Origin of the sequence: Piscinibacter sp. XHJ-5, from assembly GCF_029855045.1 — a bacterium.
Taxonomy (GTDB): domain Bacteria; phylum Pseudomonadota; class Gammaproteobacteria; order Burkholderiales; family Burkholderiaceae_C; genus Albitalea.
In genome coordinates this window covers 4,688,133-4,707,305 of sequence record NZ_CP123228.1, presented here as the reverse complement: position 1 = coordinate 4,707,305, position 19,173 = coordinate 4,688,133, and the positions used below count along the sequence as shown (strand labels likewise).

The 19,173-nt window shown below is 70.2% G+C and carries 16 protein-coding genes; 4 read left to right on the top strand and 12 right to left on the bottom strand.

Going from position 1 to position 19,173, the window contains the following annotated elements; genetic code table 11:
- The first annotated feature begins 103 nt into the window (after positions 1–103).
- Both P7V53_RS22160 and cysE read left to right on the top strand, forming a co-directional pair.
- Positions 104–772: a hypothetical protein gene (locus P7V53_RS22160; RefSeq protein ID WP_280151680.1), complete on the top strand. Its 669-nt coding sequence runs from the start codon at positions 104–106 to the stop codon at positions 770–772.
- The gene (gene cysE, locus P7V53_RS22155) at positions 765–1,592 is read left to right on the top strand and encodes a serine O-acetyltransferase (protein ID WP_280151679.1); all 828 of its coding nucleotides are present in this window, start codon (positions 765–767) and stop codon (positions 1,590–1,592) included. The genes P7V53_RS22160 and cysE overlap by 8 nt, the downstream gene beginning before the upstream one ends.
- 25 nt (positions 1,593–1,617) lie before the next feature.
- Here cysE and P7V53_RS22150 read toward each other — a convergent pair whose 3' ends face one another.
- From P7V53_RS22150 to P7V53_RS31535, 5 genes are all read right to left on the bottom strand, one after another.
- The gene (locus P7V53_RS22150; protein WP_280151678.1) at positions 1,618–3,660 is read right to left on the bottom strand and encodes a TonB C-terminal domain-containing protein; all 2,043 of its coding nucleotides are present in this window, start codon (positions 3,658–3,660) and stop codon (positions 1,618–1,620) included.
- 320 nt (positions 3,661–3,980) lie between these two features.
- Positions 3,981–5,327 carry an adenylosuccinate lyase family protein gene (locus P7V53_RS22145; RefSeq protein ID WP_280151677.1) on the bottom strand — a complete coding sequence of 449 codons (1,347 nt, stop codon included), beginning with the start codon at positions 5,325–5,327 and terminating at the stop codon, positions 3,981–3,983.
- 127 nt (positions 5,328–5,454) lie between these two features.
- Positions 5,455–6,636, bottom strand: coding sequence for a CaiB/BaiF CoA-transferase family protein (locus tag P7V53_RS22140; protein WP_280151676.1), 1,182 nt, complete (start codon positions 6,634–6,636; stop codon positions 5,455–5,457).
- A gap of 10 nt (positions 6,637–6,646) precedes the next feature.
- Entirely contained in the window at positions 6,647–7,507 is an 861-nt protein-coding gene (locus tag P7V53_RS22135; protein WP_280151675.1) for a MaoC family dehydratase N-terminal domain-containing protein, read from the bottom strand.
- A gap of 16 nt (positions 7,508–7,523) precedes the next feature.
- Positions 7,524–9,581: a 4-oxalomesaconate tautomerase gene (locus P7V53_RS31535; protein ID WP_348273444.1), complete on the bottom strand. Its 2,058-nt coding sequence runs from the start codon at positions 9,579–9,581 to the stop codon at positions 7,524–7,526.
- An 89-nt stretch (positions 9,582–9,670) separates the two neighbouring features.
- Here P7V53_RS31535 and P7V53_RS22120 point away from each other — a divergent pair, with 89 nt between their 5' ends.
- A complete protein-coding gene (locus P7V53_RS22120; RefSeq protein WP_280151674.1) occupies positions 9,671–10,588 on the top strand; it encodes a LysR family transcriptional regulator in 918 nt (305 codons plus the stop codon).
- Position 10,589: 1 nt separating this feature from the next.
- Here P7V53_RS22120 and P7V53_RS22115 read toward each other — a convergent pair whose 3' ends face one another.
- Positions 10,590–11,147 (bottom strand): nuclear transport factor 2 family protein, encoded by a 558-nt coding sequence (locus tag P7V53_RS22115; RefSeq protein WP_280151673.1) that lies wholly within the window; start codon positions 11,145–11,147, stop codon positions 10,590–10,592.
- A gap of 80 nt (positions 11,148–11,227) precedes the next feature.
- Between P7V53_RS22115 and P7V53_RS22110 the strand changes: the two genes are divergently transcribed.
- On the top strand, positions 11,228–12,211 hold the full coding sequence (locus P7V53_RS22110) for a LysR family transcriptional regulator (protein WP_280151672.1): 984 nt from the start codon (positions 11,228–11,230) through the stop codon (positions 12,209–12,211).
- A gap of 101 nt (positions 12,212–12,312) precedes the next feature.
- Here P7V53_RS22110 and P7V53_RS22105 read toward each other — a convergent pair whose 3' ends face one another.
- The 6 genes from P7V53_RS22105 to P7V53_RS22080 all read right to left on the bottom strand — a co-directional run bounded on the left by P7V53_RS22105 (position 12,313) and on the right by P7V53_RS22080 (position 19,168).
- Complete coding sequence (locus P7V53_RS22105; RefSeq protein ID WP_280151671.1) at positions 12,313–12,555, bottom strand: hypothetical protein; 243 nt, start codon at positions 12,553–12,555, stop codon at positions 12,313–12,315.
- A gap of 190 nt (positions 12,556–12,745) precedes the next feature.
- A complete protein-coding gene (locus tag P7V53_RS22100) occupies positions 12,746–13,318 on the bottom strand; it encodes a GNAT family N-acetyltransferase (RefSeq protein ID WP_280151670.1) in 573 nt (190 codons plus the stop codon).
- Positions 13,319–13,332: 14 nt separating this feature from the next.
- A complete protein-coding gene (locus P7V53_RS22095; RefSeq protein ID WP_280151669.1) occupies positions 13,333–15,840 on the bottom strand; it encodes a DEAD/DEAH box helicase in 2,508 nt (835 codons plus the stop codon).
- Positions 15,841–15,900: 60 nt separating this feature from the next.
- Positions 15,901–17,436, bottom strand: coding sequence for an ATP-binding protein (locus P7V53_RS22090; protein ID WP_280151668.1), 1,536 nt, complete (start codon positions 17,434–17,436; stop codon positions 15,901–15,903).
- Positions 17,426–18,247 carry an alpha/beta hydrolase gene (locus P7V53_RS22085; protein WP_280151667.1) on the bottom strand — a complete coding sequence of 274 codons (822 nt, stop codon included), beginning with the start codon at positions 18,245–18,247 and terminating at the stop codon, positions 17,426–17,428. Before P7V53_RS22085 ends, P7V53_RS22090 begins: the two co-directional genes overlap by 11 nt.
- A 75-nt stretch (positions 18,248–18,322) precedes the next feature.
- The gene (locus tag P7V53_RS22080) at positions 18,323–19,168 is read right to left on the bottom strand and encodes an N-acyl homoserine lactonase family protein (RefSeq protein ID WP_280151666.1); all 846 of its coding nucleotides are present in this window, start codon (positions 19,166–19,168) and stop codon (positions 18,323–18,325) included.
- Positions 19,169–19,173 lie beyond the last annotated feature (5 nt).

Sequence of the window (19,173 nt, the reverse complement as noted above, 5' to 3'; positions counted from 1 at the left end):
GATTGAAGAACGTTTCACGGCCCCTTCAGGAAATGCCGCAGCGCGTCGCCGAGAGTGTCTGGCACCGCGCCGACACACGGCGCCAGTCCCGGGGAGGAGACCCATGATGGCCGTGAGCGTGATGCCGATCGATCTGCTCGCCAGGCCCGCCATGTCGGCGGCCGCCGTCGGCGTGCTGCTGTGGCTGCTCAGGCAGGCCGGCCCGCGCGCCAGCGGACTCGCCGCGGCGATGCCCGTGAATTCATTGCCGGCGCTGTTCTGGCTCTCCGTCGAACACGGTGGCCGATACGCGGCCTCCGCGGCGCTGGGCTCGCTGGCGGGGACCATGCTCACGCTGCTGCTCGGGTGGCTCGCGCTCGTGCTCGGACAGCGCCGTGGCGGCCGAGCGGCACCCGCCGTGCATGGCCGCGTCGGTCGCCGCGCCGCGCTGCTGTCGATGGTGATGGCGGGCGCAATGTCGGCGCTCGTGTCCGCGTTGTCGCGCCACGGCAGTCCCCACTTCTGCGGACTCGTCGCCGTGCTGCCGGTGCTCGCCGGCTGCGCGACATTCGCGGCTCACCGCCAGGGCGGCGCAACGCTCGCCTTGCAGGTGCTCGGCGGCTACCTCGACGGGATGTGGGCGAAGGTCGCCTTTCTCGCCGCGCTCGCGTGGGCCTGGGCTGCCGGCGCCGGCTGGTGGGCGTGGGCCGCCGCGCTGGCCGGCGCTTCGATCACGCTCTTCGCTCGAGGCAGGGCGCGCAACGCTCCAGCAGGAGGTGTTCGACATGGATGAAGGCACTCTCGTGCTCGACGTGCTCGAGGTGTACGACGACGTGGCGACGGCGGCGAGTCAGCCGGCGCAGCCCCGGCGCGACCTGTGGTTCGACATCGAGCGCACGGCGCTGGAGACCGCGGCGCGCGAACCGTCGCTGCGGCGCCAGCTCGCGAGGACGGTGCTCACGCCGGCGACGCCGCCGGCCATCATCGGCGACGTGCTGGCGCGGCGCCTCGTTTCCGACCGCGACGATGTCGCGACGCTGCGCTGGCTCGTCGAGGAAACCCTGGCCGACGACCCGGCGGTCCTGCCTTCGGTCGAAGCCGATCTCGAGGCGGTGTCCGCCCGCGACCCGGCGTGTCGCTCGCCGCTGCACGCGCTGCTGCACTTCAAGGGATTCCATGCCCTGCAGGCGCACCGGATCGCGCACAGCCTGTGGCGCCGCGGGCGGCAGGACGCGGCGGCATGGGTCGCGAACCAGACGGCGCTCGCGCTGCAGGTCGACATCCACCCCGCAGTGCCTTTCGGGCGCCGCGTGGTGATCGATCACGCGACCGGCGTCGTGATCGGGGAGACCGCCGTGGTGGAAGACGACGTCACGATCTTCCACGGCGTGACGCTCGGCGCGACGGGCAAGCAGCGCGGCGATCGCCACCCGAAAGTGCGCCGCGGCGCGCTGCTCGGCGCCGGCGCGAAGGTGCTGGGCAACGTGGAGGTGGGGCGCGGCAGCCGTGTCGCCGCCGGCAGCGTCGTGCTGGCACCGGTGCCCCCGCACTGCACGGTCGCCGGCGTTCCGGCGCGGGTGGTTCGCCAGCACGGCGCGGAGGCGGCGGCATGAAGCGTGAAGGCGGAGCAGAGCCTCCTCAGTGCAGCCGAACCGCTGCGTCGAAGTACCAGGTTCGGCGGATCTCGATCACATCGACCTCGCGCGCCAGCGCTGGCGAGAACGCCGGATAGGGCTTCTGGCTTTCCACGATGCGTCGTATGGCCGCATCGACTTCCGCCACGCCGCTGGAGACGACGAAGGTCACCGATTCCACCGATCCGTCGCTTCGAATGGCCACCGTCACCAGGGGGTTCATGTGGGGCCGCCTCGCCACGTCGCGGACCGTCTCGGCAGGAGTATTGAGTTGGACCTTCGCCGCCCACGCGTGCGCGTACTGCACGAGTTCGTCGTTGGGGTGTGTGTGTCCCAAGAGCCTGACGCGACGTGCGGTGCTCAACGAATAAGGAAGCGTGGAGGGCGAGCTGGCGGCAGTCGAGGCTGCCTCACGCTGCGCGGCCTCCTCATCGAGCTGACGTCCGATGGCCCGAAGCAGCGCTTCCCGCTTCTGCGCCTCTTGTTCGGGCCCGGGGACAGGCGAGCCCTCTTGCCGTGCTCTTGCGAGCCGTGCGGCTTCAGGGCGTTCGGCTTCCCGGCGCGCGACCTCTGCTCGCTGGGCCTCCAACTGTGCCGCCGCCTGTTGCAGGGCCTTCAGACGCTCGGCCTCCTGTCGAGCGGCTTCCAGCCGTTCGGCTTCGAGTCGAGCGGCCGTGAGCCGTTCGGCTTCGAGTCTCTCGAGCTCGACGCGAGCCGCTTCCCGACGCGCGATCTCCTGTCGCTGTGCCTCCAACTGTGCGGCAGCCTGTCGCGCGGCCTCCTGCCGCCCGGCCTCCAGTCGCGCCACCTCGGCACGCGCCGCTTCCTGCCGGGCGACCTCCTGCCGCTGCGCATCCAGTTGTGCAGCCGCCAGCCGCGCGGCTTCGGCCTGGCGTTCGGCCTCCAGGCGTGCGGCCTCGACCCGCGCCGCTTCCTGGCGGGCGACCTCCTGCCGCTGCGCATCCAGTTGTGCAGCCGCCAGCCGCGTGGCTTCGGCCTGGCGTTCGGCCTCCAGGCGTACGGCCTCGACCCGCGCCGCTTCCTGGCGGGCGACCTCCTGCCGCTGCGCATCCAGTTGTGCAGCCGCCAGCCGCGTGGCTTCGGCCTGGCGTTCGGCCTCCAGCCGTGCGGCCTCGACCCGCGCTGCTTCCTGGCGGGCCGCTTCCTGCCGCTGCGCTTCCTGCTGCGCCACCGCCAGCCGCGCGGCTTCGCCCTGGCGTTCGGCCTCCAGGCGTGCGGCCTCGACCCGCGCCGCTTCCTGCCGGGCCGCTTCCTGCCGCTGCGCTTCCTGCTGCGCCGCCGCCAGCCGCGCGGCTTCGGACTCACGTTCGGCCTCCAGGCGTGCGGCCTCGACCCGCGCCGCTTCCTGCCGCTGCGCCTCCAGCTCCGCGCTCGCCCGTCGATCGCTTTCCAGTCGCTCGGCCTCGAGGCGAGCTGCCTCCTGACGAGCGGCCTCCAGTCGCTGCATCTCCCGCGCTGCGTCATTGGCATGCGCCGACGCCGAGCTCAGGGCGTCTGCGCTCGAAGCGCTCGGCGCGACCGGGATGACGGACGTGGGCGAGGTGGGCGCGGTGAGCACGACCGGCCTGGGCGCCTCGGACGGTGCAGGGTCGACAGCGGCCCGCCCCGCGATGTGCGGCGCTGCCGCGCGATCCGCCTCCTTGGGGCGCGCGGGCGCCTTCTTCGCGGCGGTGCTGGCCACGGGGTTTCGCCTTGCCTCGACCTTCACCGTCGGCTCGGCCGCGGGCACGTTCACCGCTGCTGCTCCTTTCGCACGCGAGGCAGGCGACGGGGATGGCATCGAAAGCCGCTCACCTTCGGCAGGGGGCTGGATCGATGCCGGAGGCGGCGGCTTGGCGAGCGGCTTGCCCGCGGGGGCGGCCGGTGCGACATGCGCCGCAACGAGCCGGACGCGCAGACTCGGTGCCTCGATCCGTCGGTCCCGCCAGGGGAACGACAGGCGCGGAAGCCCGATGCCCTCGCCGCCGAACGTCAGGCTCAACAGCGCCGCGTGAACCAGAAGGGACACCAGCACCGCGATCGCCAATTCCCGGCCTTGATCACTGGGGTGTGGGCTGGGCGGCTGCCCGCGTCCTGCGGGTGGGGGCAATGGCTCCGGCGCGGGCTCGGGTGGCCAGGTCAGGCCTCCAGGCCCCGGCGCTGCCACTTCGGAAACGTCCGTCATCCGCATGCGGGCCATTCCGGCGATTCTCACAGGTTCGAGCGAACCGCCGACGTGGGGGAAACCAAATACCCCTGGGGCAGGGCGTCGCGCAGGGAACCGCGATCCCGGGTCCCGCACCGGTCGCGGCGCCTCGACGAGTCAGGGGCCGCCGCGTCCCTGGCTCGTCGCGAACGCGTCGAGTCTCAACGCAGGCTTGCCAGCACGCGGTCGACCATCACCCCCGATTGACCCAGGTAGTTCGCCGGATCGCACAGGCGGGCAAGCCCTGCTCGATCAAGGTGCTCGTTGATCTCGGGGTGCTCGGCCAGCAGGTCGAGCAGCGGCCGCTGCTGCGTGACCGCCTCACGGCAGATGTCGTAGACCAGGTCATGCGCGTACTCGCGACCGATGTAGGGCCCGAGGCCCATCATCACGGCTTCGCTCATGACGAGGCCGTGCGTCAGGTCGATGTTGCGGCGCATCGCCGCGGCATCGACTTCCAGTCCTTCGAGCACGAAGCGCGACTGCTTCAATGCGCCGGCCATCAGGCAGAAGGCTTCCGGCAGCACGATCCACTCGATCTCCCACGGCCCGGTCGAGCGCTCGTGGTCGGCAACCATGGCATCCATCAGCGCGGCGGCATGCTGGCGCACGACCGAGATGGCCGCATGGATGTAGCAGCTCGAAATCGGGTTGCGCTTCTGCGGCATCGTGCTGCTGCTGCCGCGGCCGTGGGCGTACGGTTCATAGACTTCGCCGACCTCGGTCTGCATCATCAGCTTCACGTCCATGCTGAGCTTGCCGAGCGTGCCCCCGACGAGCCCGAGGAAGGCGCCCACCTCGGCGATGTTGTCGCGGATCGTGTGCCAGGCGATGACCGGCTGCTTCAGGCCCAGCTCGGCGCACAGGCCGGCCTGGGTTTCCATCGCGCCTGTCTCCAGCGAGGCCAGCGTGCCCGCCGCGCCGGCGAACTCGCCCACCAGCACGCGTTCCTTCAGCTGCGCCAGGCGCTCGCGATGGCGCTCGATGGCCGACAGCAGCCCGGCCATCTTGTAGCCGAAGGTGATCGGGATGGCCTGCTGCAGGTTGCTGCGGCCGATCATCGGCGTGAGGCGGTGAGTCTTCGCGTGACCCGCCAGCGCGGCAGAGATGGCGGTCAACTCGCGATCCACGATGTCGAGCCCCTCGCGGATCTGCAGCACGGTGGCGGTGTCGGTGATGTCCTGCGTCGTGGCGCCCCAGTGACAGTACTCGCCCAGCTTGTCGCGGCACAGCGCGTTGAGCTGCGACACCACGCCGAGGATCGGGTAGCCGATGCGCTCGGTCTGCTGGCGCAGCTTGGCCATGTCGATCTGGTCGAGCCGGCAGTGGCTCACGATCTCGTCGGCCGCTTCCTGGGGAATCAGGCCGAGACGGCCTTGCACCTTGGCCAGTGCGGCCTCGATGTCGAGGTACTTCTGCGTGCGGTTCTCGTCGGACCACACATGGCGCATCTCGTCGCTGGAGAAGATGCCCTGGAAGATGGCGGAGTCGATGATGGTGGAGGGCATGGTGGGTTCCTCTTGAAGGTTGGAGTTCAGGCGCCGGCGCGCTGCAAGGCGAGTTACGCTTGCAGCACGACGGGGCGATCGATCATTCGGCGGTCGAGCTGCGCGGCGCCCGGTGTGCGGGGGTCCATCAGATCGCCTCCGCGGCGCGCAGCTCGCGCACGCCTTCGGCGGCGATGCCCAACTCCCCCAGGATGGCCTCGGTGTGCTCGCCGAGTGCCGGCACCGGGTCCATGCGCGGGCCCTCCGTCCAGGTGCCGGGCGGCAGCATGGCAGGCAAGGTGCCGGCCGGCGAGCCGACCTCGCGCCAGCGGTCGCGCGCCTTCAGCTGCGGGTGCTCCCACACGTCGTGCATCGTGTTGACCCGCGCGTTGGCGATCTGCGCCGCCTCCAGTCGCTCGACCACCTGCGGCGCCGTCAGCGGGGCGAACGTCTCCACGATGATCTGGCGCAGCGCCGTGCGCTCGGCCACGCGCTTGGCATTGCCGGTGAAGCGCGGGTCGCGCGCCAGCTCGGGACGCTGCAACACCTTCTCGCAGAAGTTGACCCACTCGCGCTCGTTCTGCAGGCCCAGCATCACGCTGCCGCCATCGGCACCGGTCGGGAAGGGGCCATAGGGGTAGATGGTGGCGTGTGCCGCGCCGGTGCGAGGCGGGGGCGGCGCACCCTCGAAAGCGTAGTACAGCGGATAGCTGGTCCATTCGGCCAGCGACTCCAGCATCGAGATGTCGATGTGCTGGCCGCGCCCGGTCTGCCCGCGCTGCAGCAGCGCGGCGAGGATGTTGGTGTAGGCGTACATGCCGGCCGCGATGTCCGCGATCGACGGACCCGCCTTGCAGGGTTCGTCGGCCGTGCCGGTGACGGAGACGAAGCCGGCCTCGCTCTGGATCAGCAGGTCGTACGCCTTCTTGTCGCGGTACGGTCCGTCCGCGCCGTAGCCGGAGATGTCGCAGACGATGATCGACGGCTTCTTCGCCGCCAGCACCTCGTAGCCCAGTCCCAGCCGCGCGGCGGCGCCGGGCGCGAGGTTCTGCACGACGACGTCGGCCTTCTCCAGAACCAGGCGCTCGAGCACCTTGGCGGCCTGCGGATGCTTCACGTCGAGCGTGAGGCTCTCCTTGGAGCGGTTCGTCGAGACGAAGTGGGAGGCGAGCCCGCGCACGCGGGAGTCGTAGCCGCGGGCGAAGTCGCCGGTGCCGGGGCGCTCGATCTTGATGACCCGGGCGCCCAGGTCGGCGAGCTGGCGCGTCGCGAAGGGCGCCGCGATGGCGTGCTCCAGCGTGACGACGGTCAATCCCTTCAGGGGTTGCATGTTCGTCTCCTCAGCGCAGCGTCGCGACCGCGTCCATCGTCAGCCAGCCTTCGTGGTCCTGGGCCCACAGCTTGACGGTCTTGCCGTCCTGCTGCGGCTGGCCGTTGACGCGAAACGGGTTCAGGTCGAAGGTTGGCCTCACGGCCTTGAAGCGGAACGTCGCGACATCGGCGTCCGGCGCATGGCGGCGCACAAGATCCATGAGCAGCGTCGCGATCAGCGGCCCGTGCACGATCAGTCCCGGATAGCCCTCGACCTCGGTCACGTACTTGCGGTCGTAGTGGATGCGATGGCCGTTGAAGGTCAGCGCCGAGTAGCGGAACAGCAGCACGTCGTCGGGCACGATCACGCGCTGCCATTGCGCGTCGGCATCCGCGCGCTGCGGGGGAGGCTCGACGTCGTCGGGCCGCTTGGCATCGCGATACACGATGTCGTGGAACTCCACGACCGCGGGCTGCGTCGAGCCGTTGCTGCGCAGCTCGTGTCGCACCTTCACGAACACGAGCTTGCCGGTGCGGCCTTCCTTGACCGTCACATCGGCGATGGTCGACGTGCGCTCGACAGCGTCGCCGACGCGCAGCGGCGAGCGGAACTCGAACTGGCTCCCGGCCCACATGCGCCGAGGCAGCGGCACCGGCGGCAGGAAGCCGCCACGCTTGGCGTGCCCGTCCGGACCGATCTCGCTTTGCTGGTGCAGCGGGAGGAAATACAGCCAATGCCACAGCGGCGGCAAGAGCGTTCCGGTCTCGACCGGCGTCGCCGGGTGGTCCAGCGTGGCGTTGAGCGCCTTCACGGGCGTTGCGCCGAGCTGGTCTCTCACGGTCTCGCTGCGGCCGATCCAGGCCTTCAGGTCATCCAAGGACTTGCTCATGATCGCTCTCCTCGGGTCATTCAGCGGTGAGCTTCGCGCGCTGCACGACGCCCTTCCACTTGGCCAGTTCACTCTTGACCAGCTCGCCGAGCTGCTCCGGCGTGCTGGTCTCGACGTCGGCGCCGTGGTCCTCGATGCGCTTGATGATCTCCTTGTCCGACAGGACCTGGTTCAGCGCCTTGTTGATCTGCTCGATGATGGGCTTGGGCGTCTTGGCCGGCGCGAAGAAGCCGTACCACTGCTGCACGTCGACGCCGTCCACGCCGGCCTCCTTCAGCGTCGGCACGTCGGGCATGAGGGCGGAGCGCTTGGGGCCGGCAACCGCCAGCGCGCGGAGCTTGCCGGACTTCACGTGCGGCAACGCCGTGAACAGGCTGGGGAACATGAACTGCGTCTGTCCTCCGATCGTGTCGCCGACGGCGGGCGCGGAACCCTTGTAGGGCACGCCCAGCATCACCACGCCCGCGTTGAGCTTGAACAGCTCCGCCGCGAAGTGGGGCGCGGTCCCGTTGCCGGCCGATGCGTAGGTGTACTTGTCGGGCTTGGCCTTCAGCTGCGCCACCAGGTCCTTGACATCCTTCACCGGCACGGTGCTGCTGGCGACCATCAGCGTCGGCGAGTACCCGACGAGTCCGATCGGCGCGAAGTCGGCCACCGGGTCGTAGCGCAGCTTCTGCAGGGCCGGGTTCATGGCATGCGTGGCGATGTAGCCGAACATGAGCGTGTGGCCGTCCGCCGGTGCACGGGCCACGAACTCGCTCGCGATGGCGCCGTTGGCACCGGCGCGGTTGTCGATGATGATGGTCTGGCCCAGCAGCGGTCCGAGCTTCTGCGCGATCGTGCGTGCCATCGCGTCGTTGCCGCCGCCGGCGGCGGTGGGCACGACGACGGTGATGACCTTGTCGGGCCAGGCCATTGCCAGCGGCGCGGACGCAGCGAGTGCGACGGCCACGGCGGGGGCGATCAGTCGTTTCATGGGTTTGTCTCCTTCGGTGGGTTTCGAGAACACGTACGGCGGGATATGGATCTCGCCTTCCAGAATCTTTCGGGCGGTGCGCACGAGCGCGGCGCGCTGGATGCGGGCACCGGCGCCGTCGCCTTCGACGGCAACCTCGACGTCGATGCGTCCCTGGGGGTGGAGCACCGAGATGGCACGCACGCCGCTTCGGCTCGCGCCGCCGCTGATCACGGTGCCTGGCAGCGCAAACGCGGTGGCAACGCCGATGGCGCCCGTCACCGCATGCGACGCATGGCAGCGGCGCGGGGTGAAGTAGCGCGACGTGACGCTGTCCGCGTCGTCGCCATCGCTGGCGATCACCGGCTTCGGGATGACGCTGGCCGACACATCGCCCAGGCCCATCGCCTCGCCGGCGGCGCGGCGAAGGGTCTCGATGCGCGCCATCAGCGCGAGGTCGGCATCCAGTTCGGCAGGCGTCTCGCGCCCGTTCAGGCCCAGATCGCCGGCCCGCATGATGACGAGCGGCATCGCGGCATCGATGCACGTCACCTCGAGTCCGTCGATGGTGTCGATGCGCTGTCCGGTGGGGAACACCGAGCCGGTGACCGCGCCCCAGGCGTCGAGGAAGTTCAGGCGGATCGGCGCCGCGGTGCCGGCCACCCCGTCGATGCCGGTGTCGCCGTCGTAGGTGACCCGCCCATCGGGCGTCTGCACCGTCACGTCGATGCGCGAGCGCGTGTTGACGTTGAACACACGCACCGTCGTCTCGCCGTCGCGGGCGGCCACCAGCCCCTGCTCGATGGCGAAGGGCGCGACGCCGGAAAGCATGTTGCCGCAGTTGGGGCGCGTGTCGACCGACTTCTGGCCCACCCCGACCTGTGCGAACAGGTAGTCGACGTCACAGCCGGGCTGCGTCGACCGCGACACGATGGCCACCTTGCTGGTCAGCGTGCTGCCGCCGCCCACGCCGTCGACCTGCAGCAGGTCGGACGCGCCGATCGCGCCGATCAGCGCCTCGTCGCGCACCGCCTCGTCCTGCGGGAGCCAGTCGCGCAGGAAGAACGGACCGCGCGAGGTGCCGGCACGCATCAGGACACAGGGAATGGCTTGTTTCATGGCATTCATCTTCGGCGGCGGCACTGCAGAAGTGAATTGCATCTTTACGATCAACTGATGCACACTGAACATCACTGTGCGGAGGCGCCATGGCCATCAACTTCGACCTCAACGACCTGCTCGCGTTCAGGGCGGTGGCCGAGCTGACCAACTTCCGACGCGCCGCCGAGTCCGTGCACCTGTCGCAGCCGGCGTTCAGTCGCCGCATCGACAAGCTCGAGCAGGCGCTCGGCGTGCGCCTGCTGGAGCGCACCACCCGGCGCGTGACCCTCACCGCGGTCGGCCGCGACTTCGAGCGCAAGGTCCGCGAGCTGCTCGACGAGCTCGACTCGACGCTGCTCGGCATCCGCGGGGTGGCGGCGACGCGCATGGGCGAGGTGACGGTCGCGTGCGTGCCGTCAACGGTCTACTACTACCTCTCGGAGGTCGTCCGCCGCTACCACGAGCGGTGTCCGAAGGTGCGCGTGAAGGTGCTCGACGCCGGCGCCAACGAAGTGCTGGCCTCGGTGGCGCGCGGCGAGGCCGACTTCGGCCTCAACTTCATCGGCGCGCAGGAGGGCGAGCTGGAGTTCAAGCCGCTGGTCGAGGAACGCTTCGTCGCCGCCTGCCGGCGCGACCATCCCGTCGCGAGGATGCGCCGGGTGAGTTGGGCGCAGCTGGGTGAATTCGATTTCATCTCGGTGGGGCGCACTTCGGGAAATCGCGTGTTGCTCGACCAGGCGCTCGCCGGCGTCGCCGGTCGCCCCCAGGCCATCTACGAGGCACAGCACGTCACGACGACGTTGGGCTTGGTGGAGGCCGGCCTCGGCGTGGCCGCCGTGCCGTCGATGGCGATGCCCGGGCCCGACCACCCGCTGCTGGTCAGCGTGCCGCTGATCGACCCGGTGGTCACGCGCAAGGTGGGGCTGATCCGACGTCGCGGGCGGTCGCTGTCGCCCGCGGCTCAACAACTGTTCGACCTGTTCGGTGCGATGAAAGGCCGGAATAAGAAGTCCCCGGCCGATTGAGTCACGACACCGGCCGAGGCCGTGCGAGCGCCGCGGCCTGCTCCACGGTGATGCTTTCCACCAGCGGATCGGCATGCCGGTGGACCAGTCGCCAGTCGTCCTTTTCCTTGCGGAAGACCAGCGTCACGCGCAGCGCCCAGTCCTGGCCCTTCAGTCCGCCGACTTCGACGTGCGTGCGCTCGATCACCGCGAGCACCACCATGTCGGCTGCGCGGTACGCCTGCACGAGCTCGAGCGTGGAGTCCCGGCCGTTCCTGAAGAAGCGACCGATCGACGCCCAGCGTTCCTCGGACAAGCGGGCGCTTTGCGACGATGGACCACCGAAGGGCGCCATCAGCACGAAGTCGTCGGACAGACGGATCAGGGCCCGGTATCGACCGATGTCGCCGACCATCAGCGCGGCGTGCGCCTGCTCGGCGCGCGCCGCGAGCGCATCGACCTCCGGATCCGCGGAGGTCGCAGGGCGCGTCTGCGGCGCGCTCAGCGCAGCGGTCGGGGCCGCGGCTGAAACGAACGCGGGACCTGCGCCCACGAGGATGGCACGGCGAGTGTGTGACATGTTCGGCTCCAGTGATGAGGTTGGGAGCTGCAAGGATCGGCTCCGCCAAGTGCTGAATCAAGTGATACGATTTCAGCACTGTGCTGAACCAGATTGATCTAGCGCGTGCCGACCTCAATCTGCTGGTGCTGTTCCAGACCGTCCTTGAAGAGCGCCACGTGGGCCGCGCCGCGGAGCGGCTCAACCTCACGCCCTCGGCCGTCAGCCACGGGCTCGGACGGCTGCGACGGCTGCTCAACGATCCCCTGTTCCTGAAGACGCCCAAGGGCGTCGTGCCGACCGACCGGGCGGCACGGCTGGCCCCGCCGATTGCCGATGTGCTGGCCCGGGTGCGCAGCGTCCTGTCCAGCGCCGCGCCGTTCGATCCCGGTGCGTCCACGCGACGCTTCACGATCGGCGCGCCCGACGCCGCGTCCGCCGTGTTCCTGCCGCCGCTGCTGGCCGCGCTGCGCCCGGTCGCGCCTGGAATCGACATCACGTTGAGGCAGCTGCTGCCCGTGGCGGGCGAGGGCCCCGAGCGCGCCTGGCGGTCTGCGTGGGCCGACCTCGAGGCCCGCTCGATCGACATGGCGATCGTTCCCTCGGACGAGATTCCGTTGCGGTTCCGAAAGCAACTGCTCTACGAGGAGGACTTCGTCATTGCGATGCGCGCGCGGCATCCGTTCAAGCGAAACCCGAGCCTCGACCGCTACTGCGAAGCGCAGCACCTGGTCGTCTCCATGACCGGCGATCCCCACGGCTTCGTGGACGAGGCGCTGGCCCGGCACGGAAGAGCGCGCCGGGTCGCCCTCACCGTCCCGAACTTCATGTTCGCGCTCACGACCGTGTCGCAAACCGACCTCGTCTGCGCATTGCCCAGGCGATTCGCCGCGATGCACGCGGCGCGCTTCGGCGTCGTCACCATCGACCCGCCGCTGCAGCTCAGCGGGTTCAGGCTCAACATCGCCGTGCCGGAGGTGGCACTGATGGACGCCGGCATTGCGTGGCTGCTGGCGCTCGTTCAGCGCACGGGGCCGCGGCTGGAACGAGCGCCGCGCCGCAGGCAGTCGGGCATGTCTGCATGAGTCGGTGCGATACGCCTGCGGACGCGCCGAATCGGCTGCACCGGGCCTGACGCCTCCAGGTGCGCTGGCGAGGGGGCGGCGAGCCGCCGCGCGCAGCCTTCTTATGCGCGCACGGTCTTCGACTTCGCAGGTGGCGCCTTGGAGGCCTTTGCGATCAGGTGCCCGTAGATCTCGTCGACGGCCGCATCGTGCGCGGCCAGCTCACCGGCCAGGTTCGGACTCGCGCGATCAGCGCAGCGCTTGGCGCTGACGGGCAGGGCATTCAGGGCGCCGGACTCGGCGCAAGCGCTCAGGACGCCGAGAGGGTCGAGAAGGGCATGGAAGGGGTTGGAAGTCGTCGACATCGGGATTGGGATCGTTGTGGCGCCGGCAAGCCGAGGGCTGCCCATGGGCGAGCCCTCGATTTTAGAGGCTCGAGGGAACGGCGCATACCCACACCCCGACCCTGTGCCGAAGGCGCGAGAGGGAGCCGGCATGGTCGGCGGTTGCGCCAGCGCCTGATGGGTCCGCCATTCGGCGGCAGGCATGACCGGTTCAGCTCGCCGCTGACCGTGTCGGCACCGGCTTCCATTCCCGCCTGAGAAGCCCGTACACCCAGGAGTCCGATACCTCGCCGTCCACGATGCAGTCTTGTCGCAACATGCCTTCGCGCACGAACCCCAGCTTCTCCAGCACGCGGCCCGAGGCCGTGTTGCGCGTGTCGGTCTCGGCCTGGACGCGGTTGAGGTCCAGCGTGTCGAAAGCCCACTGCAACAAGGCGCCTGCGGCCTCGGTGGCAAAGCCCTGGCCCCATGCCGCGTCGTCGAGGCAGTAGCCCATCCTCGCGCTGCGATGGTCCGGGTTCCAGCGGACCAGACCGCACCAGCCGATGAACCTGCCGTCGGCGGCGCGCTCGATGGCCAGCCGCGCACCGGTGCCTTCCTGCTCGATCTGCCGGCAAGCCGCGATGAAGCGATCCGCTCGCGCGCGCTCCGTCCACGGTGGTGCGTCCCAGTAGCGCAACACGCGCGGGCTGCTGTGCAGCACGAAGAGGGCGTCCGCATCGGCTGCCGTGAAAGGGCGCAACAGCAGGCGAGCGGTGTGCATGGTCGGGGTGGGCAAGGACATTTGCGCAGTGTGTCTCAGTCGGTGTGCCCCGCCGCTTCCAGCGGCGCGAGCAGGCCCGCCAGATCGGTCTCGCTGAACTTCACGGCACGATCTGCGTCGCTGCCCAGCACCCCCTCGGCCATGGCCGTCTTTCTTTCCTGCAGCGCCAGCATCCGCTCCTCGATGCTGCCCTCGACCAGCAATTTGTAGACGAACACGGGCTGGTCCTGGCCGATGCGGTGCGCGCGGTCGGTGGCCTGGCGTTCGACGGCCGGGTTCCACCACGGGTCGAGATGGATCACCGTGTCGGCCGCAGTGAGGTTGAGGCCCACGCCGCCGGCCTTCAGACTCAGCAACAGCACCGACTCGTCCTGCCGGGCCTGGAACCGCGCGACGATGGCGCCGCGTTCGCGCGGCGGCGTCTCGCCGGTCAGGGTGAGGTGTGCAAGTGCCAGCGCCGACAACGCCTGCTGGACCAGCGCGAGCATCTCGGTGAACTGGCTGAACACCAGGACGCGGCGGCCTTCGGCCACCAGTTCGGGCAGCATGTCGGTGAGCAGGTCCATCTTCGCGCTGCCCATCGTGGGCGATGTCGCCCGGCCCTTCACGAGCCGCGGGTCGCAGCACACCTGGCGCAGCTTCAGCAGCGCATCGAGGATCGCGATCTGCGCGCCGGCGAAGTTGCTGCGCTGCAGGACGCGCCGCACCTGTTCGTCGGCGGCCAGGCGCACGCTCTCGTACAGGGCGCGTTGCTCGCCGTGAAGCTGCACGCGGCGGATCACTTCGGTCTTCGGCGGCAGCTCGGCCGCCACGTCCTGCTTGCGACGTCGCAGGATGAAGGGCCGCACGCGCTGGGCCAGCAGCTGTGCGCGCAGCGTCTCGCCGCGGGTCTCGATGGGCCGGCGCCATTGGCGCGCGAACGTGCGAGCGTCGCCGAGGAAGCCCGGCATCAGCAGGTCGAAGTGCGCCCAGAGCTCTCCCAGGTGGTTCTCGAGCGGGGTGCCGGTCACGCACAGGCGATGGCGCGCGTCGAGGCGCCGCAATGCTCCGGCCGCGCGGCTGTCGGCGTTCTTGACCATCTGCGCTTCGTCGAGGATGAGCAGGTGCCACGGCTGCTGCTGCAGCGCCTCCAGGTCGCGCCACAACAGCGGATAGGTGGTGAACACGAGGTCGTGCTCGCCGATGTGTTGAACATGCCGGTGCCGCCGCGCACCCTGCAGCGTCAGCGTGCGCAAGGCGGGCGCGATGCGCGCGGCCTCGGCCCGCCAGTTGGCGATGAGCGACGTGGGCAGCACGACGAGCGCGGGCCGGTCCAGCCGCCCCGCCTGCTGCTCCAGCAGCACATGGGCCAGCACCTGCGCCGTCTTGCCCAGGCCCATGTCGTCGGCGAGGATGCCGGCCAGGTGGTGCTCGCGCAGGTATTGCAGCCAGGCCAGGCCCTGCAGCTGGTAGGGGCGCAGCGTGAGCCCCAGCCCCGCCGGCGCCTCCACCGGCGGGGGTGTGCCCGCCTCGCGCAAGCGCCGGGTCAGGGCCGCGATGCCGGCTTCGCCTTGCACTTGCCAGGTGCCGTGCTCGCCCGCGCGTGCGGCCTGCGTTTCGGCCAGCCCGTCGCGCAGCGCTTCGAGGCGATGCGCCTCCCAGGTCGAGAGGCGGATCGGTCCCTCGTGCCGTGCCCGGTGCGGATCGGTCAGCAGGTCGACCATGGCCCCGACGATGGCCTTCAGCGGCGCGGCCCGCGCCTCGATGCGCCGCCCGCCGGGCGCGCGCAGGTGCACGATCGCGCTGTCGGGCATGGCCGCGATCTCGCGTGCGTCGAGCCAGCGCGCGTCGCGCCTGATCAGATCGGCCAGGAGCGGCACCAGGTCGAGCGTTTCGCCGTCGACCTCGATGCCCAGGCTCAGCATCCACGAGCCGCTGCGATGCGGCTGGCGCAGCGCGGAGATCAGGGGCGCTCGCTCGCCCAGCTCGGCCAGTTCGCGCCCCGGCTCGTCGCCGACCGGGTCGATCACCAGGCGCCACTTCTGCACCGGCACGCTCATGTGCGCGAAGCCGGGCCGCACGACGATCTGCCAACCAGCGGCCTGGAGCCGGGGCACCTGCTCGGCCCAGAAATCGCCGAAGTGCGACTCCTCGGCCAGACTCCACAGCGCGTCATGGCCATCGGCTGCTTCCGGGTGGCGCCACTGCAGCGCCTCCACCGGCAAGGGCCGCAAGCCGCTGGCCCACAGTGCGTCGCGGGCGTCGGCTTCGGCAGCGAGGTCGCGCAGCAGCAGTACCCGCTCATTCCACGCACCGCGCAGCAGCTCGGTCGGCCTGGGCCGCGTGTTGAGCACGCGCGTGGGCGCGGGCGCGTCCCAGGACAGGCCGCTTGCGGTCGCATAGGTCCAGTGCGCTTGCGCCACTGTCGCCTGCGTGCTGCGCGGGCCGAAGCCGGGCACGCCGCGCAGGCCCAGGAGCCCGTCGCCGCGAGTGAGCGTCTGCAGCGTCAGGCGAGGGCGGAAGTGGCCGGGGACTGCGGTGTCGGTGGGCGAGCCGGAAGGCATGGGCGCATTGTCGTGTCGCGCGCGTTCGCGACCCGGCAGCGGCGCCCCAGCCCCTGCGGCCTATCCCCGCCGCGTCAGCGCTGCCACCATCGCCACGACTTCCGCCGGCTCCACCGGCTTGACCAGCAGCGCCTGGAAGCCGGCGCGCAGCAGGTTCACGCGATCCTGGGCGCGCGCCATGCCGGTGACGGCGATCGCGGTCGGCCCGACCGCGGCATAACGCGGGTCGGTGCGCAGCGCGCGGATGAAGTCGAAGCCGTCCTTGCCTGACATGCCGATGTCGGACACCACGGCATGCGGCCGCTGCCGCACCACCGCCTCCAGGCCCTCGTCGACGGTCGACGCGGTCTCGCAATCGGCGCCCGCGCCGGCCAGCAGCATCTTCATCAACCCGCGCGCATCGGCCTCATCGTCGACGACCAGCACGCGCAAGCCGGCCAGTGGCGACTCGGCCTCGGCCTGCGCGTGGTCGGGCGGCAGGCCCGCGACGCCGGCGGTGGCCACCGCGAGCGGGATGTCCACCGTGAACACGGACCCCGCCCCCAGTCCGTTGCTCTCGGCGCGGATCGAGCCGCCATGCAGCTCGACCAGGCTCTTGCAGATCGACAGCCCCAGTCCCAGGCCGCCGTGCTCGCGCTGCAGCGCGGCGTCGGCCTGCCAGAAGCGGTCGAACAGGTAGGGCAGCTGGGCCGGCTCGATGCCGCGGCCGGTGTCGGCCACGCGCACCCGCGCCCGCGAGCTGGCGCGCACCAGCTCGACCTGCACCCGCCCGCCCTTGGGCGTGAACTTGATCGCGTTGGCGACCAGGTTCCAGACGATCTGCTGCATGCGCGCGGGGTCGGCGTGCACGATGCCGGCGTCGCGGTCGACGCGCACGATCAGCTCCACGCCCTTGGCCTGCGCTGCCGGCCGCGAGGTGTCGATCGCCGCTTCGACCACCGGCGGCAGGTCGATCGCACGCGGGCTGATGCGCAGCTTGCCGCTCACGATGCGCGACACGTCGAGCAGGTCCTCGATCAGCTGTGCCTGCATCTGCGCGTTGCGGTCGATGGTGTCCATCGCGCGCTGCAGCATCGTTGCATCGAGCTTGCCCGAGCGCGCAAGCCGCACCCAGCCGACGATGGCGCTCAGCGGCGTGCGCAGCTCGTGCGAGACGACCGCGAGGAATTCGTCCTTCGCGGCGGTGGCGGCTTCGGCCGCGCGCCGCGCGTGGACCAGCGCCGCCTCGAACTCTCGCCGCCGCACCATCGTGATCAGCGCGCAGTGGTTGAGCGCCTCGCCGTCCGCGGTCTCGCGCACCGCGCTGGCCAGTACCGGCAGGTCGTTGCCGGCCATGCCGCGCAGCTCCAGGTGGATCTCGTCGGCTCGGCCGTGGAGCTTGAGCAGCGGAAAGAAGTGCGTGCTGTGGAAGATGCGCGAAGCAGGCGTCAGCAGCCGCTCGACGTTCATGCCGACGAGCTCGCCTGGCGGCGCGTCGAGCCATCCATGCAGGCAGGCGTTGGCGTGGCGGACTGTCCCGTCGTCGCTGAACGACAGCAGGCCGCACGGAACGTGGGCGAGGGACCGTGCCGAAGCGGCGACGGGGTCAACCGGCACGCGGGGGCCCCAGCGATCGTTCCATCGCCGCGATGGTCAGCGCGGGGTGGCTCATGTGCGGGCAGTGACCGGTTGCGTCCAGCACCACCAATTCAGACTGCGGCAGGTACCGCGCGAGGTACTCGCCCACCGCCAGCGGGGCGATCGCGTCGTCGCGCACCTGCAGGATCAGCGAGGGCACCGGCGCACGCGGGAGGTCGTCGCGGTTGTCGGCGAAGAAGGTGGCGCGCGCGAAGACCCGGGCCGCCACCGGATCGGTGGAGCAGAAGCTCTGCTCCAGTTCCGCGGCGAGTTCGGGTTGGTCGGGGTTGGCCATCACCATCGGCGCCAGCGCGCCTGCCCATCCGATGTAGTTGTGGTCCATCAGGCCGAGCAGGCTCTCGATGTCGTTGCGCTCGAAGCCGCCGACGTAGGCGCCGTCGTTGAGGTAGCGGGGCGACGGCGCCACCATCACGAGCTTGGAAAAGCGCGACGGCTGCCGGATCGCCGCCAGCAGGCCGATCATGCAACTCACCGAATGCGCGACCAGCACGGCGTCGTGCAGGTCCAGCGTCTCGCAGACCTCGAGGAGGTCCTGGGCATAGCCTTCGAGATGGTCGTAGCGCGAGGCCTGGAACGCGCCGCGGTCGGAGTTGCCGCAGCCGACGTAGTCGAACAGCACCGTGCGGTAGCGAGATGCAAAGTCGGGCTCGACGAAGCGCCACATGTTCTGGTCGCAGCCGAAGCCGTGGGCGAACACCATGGGCGGGCCGTCGGGCACGCCGGCGACTCGCACGTTGTTGCGGACGAGAAGGCTTTCACGCAGCGGCATGGCCGGGCCCTCGGACAAGGAGCGACCATGTTACCCGCGCCGTGTGCGCGACGAGGCCCGGGTCGAGCGGCCGGTTCACTCGTAGAAGCCGGGCGACAGCCTTTGTCCATCCCGCTGCGCCTTGTCGTGATTGATCCAGAGCTGGGACTTTTCCTTGGCCATGATGTCGGCCAGTCGCTGCATGGAGGCGGCGGTCTGCTCCTTGTTGAAGTTGATGTCCGGTACGCGGCGGTTGTCCCAGTTGTCCTTGAAGTGGACCGCATCGCCCGAGAGCAGCACCGCGCCGGTCTTCGGCAGCTTGACCAGCAGCGATTGATGGCCCGGTGTGTGACCCGCAGTGGCGACGAGCGTCACGCTGCCGTCGCCGAACACGTCGTGATCACCCTCGATGGGGGTCACGGGCAGGCCCGGCTGGAAGCGCGGGCCGCTCGTCGTGGGCCAGTCGTACTCGGCCTTTTGCACCAGCAGCATCGACCGCGGGAACATCGCCAGGTTGCCGCTGTGATCGGGATGGCTGTGCGACAACGCGACGTACTTGATGTCGGAGGGCTTCACGCCCAGTTGCTGGAGTTGGGCCGCAAGCGTCTTCGGACGGCGCCAGTGGGTCGCGCGGGGATCGGCCGGACGCTGGCCATCCGGCATGGCGGCGATCGCGTCGGCCACGCCGGTGTCCCACAGCAGCCAGCCTTCGCGGTGCTTGATCAGGTAGCAGCTGTCGACGAAGTCCATCGACTTCCCGACGTTCACCCCGGGCGACCAACGTGAAATGTCGCCGGCAACGCCCTCGCCGCAGTTCAGGATGTAGAGCCGCTCCACGCCGGCGTTCCTGCCTGGCGCAGAAGAGGATTGCCACATCGATTGGCAAGCGGCCAGCAGGAATGCGGGGCCGGCAAGAAGCAGGGCAATGCGCTTGGGTGCCATGACAG

What these genes read in the sequence shown, in the direction of transcription:
- P7V53_RS22160 (WP_280151680.1), top strand. Translation starts at nt 104, where the DNA reads ATGATGGCCGTGAGCGTGATGCCGATCGATCTGCTCGCCAGGCCCGCC.
- cysE (WP_280151679.1), top strand. Translation starts at nt 765, where the DNA reads ATGGATGAAGGCACTCTCGTGCTCGACGTGCTCGAGGTGTACGACGAC.
- P7V53_RS22145 (WP_280151677.1), bottom strand. Translation starts at nt 5,327, where the DNA reads ATGCCCTCCACCATCATCGACTCCGCCATCTTCCAGGGCATCTTCTCC.
- P7V53_RS22140 (WP_280151676.1), bottom strand. Translation starts at nt 6,636, where the DNA reads ATGCAACCCCTGAAGGGATTGACCGTCGTCACGCTGGAGCACGCCATC.
- P7V53_RS22135 (WP_280151675.1), bottom strand. Translation starts at nt 7,507, where the DNA reads ATGAGCAAGTCCTTGGATGACCTGAAGGCCTGGATCGGCCGCAGCGAG.
- P7V53_RS31535 (WP_348273444.1), bottom strand. Translation starts at nt 9,581, where the DNA reads ATGAAACAAGCCATTCCCTGTGTCCTGATGCGTGCCGGCACCTCGCGC.
- P7V53_RS22120 (WP_280151674.1), top strand. Translation starts at nt 9,671, where the DNA reads ATGGCCATCAACTTCGACCTCAACGACCTGCTCGCGTTCAGGGCGGTG.
- P7V53_RS22115 (WP_280151673.1), bottom strand. Translation starts at nt 11,147, where the DNA reads ATGTCACACACTCGCCGTGCCATCCTCGTGGGCGCAGGTCCCGCGTTC.
- P7V53_RS22105 (WP_280151671.1), bottom strand. Translation starts at nt 12,555, where the DNA reads ATGTCGACGACTTCCAACCCCTTCCATGCCCTTCTCGACCCTCTCGGC.
- P7V53_RS22100 (WP_280151670.1), bottom strand. Translation starts at nt 13,318, where the DNA reads ATGTCCTTGCCCACCCCGACCATGCACACCGCTCGCCTGCTGTTGCGC.
- P7V53_RS22095 (WP_280151669.1), bottom strand. Translation starts at nt 15,840, where the DNA reads ATGCCTTCCGGCTCGCCCACCGACACCGCAGTCCCCGGCCACTTCCGC.
- P7V53_RS22085 (WP_280151667.1), bottom strand. Translation starts at nt 18,247, where the DNA reads ATGCCGCTGCGTGAAAGCCTTCTCGTCCGCAACAACGTGCGAGTCGCC.
- P7V53_RS22080 (WP_280151666.1), bottom strand. Translation starts at nt 19,168, where the DNA reads ATGGCACCCAAGCGCATTGCCCTGCTTCTTGCCGGCCCCGCATTCCTG.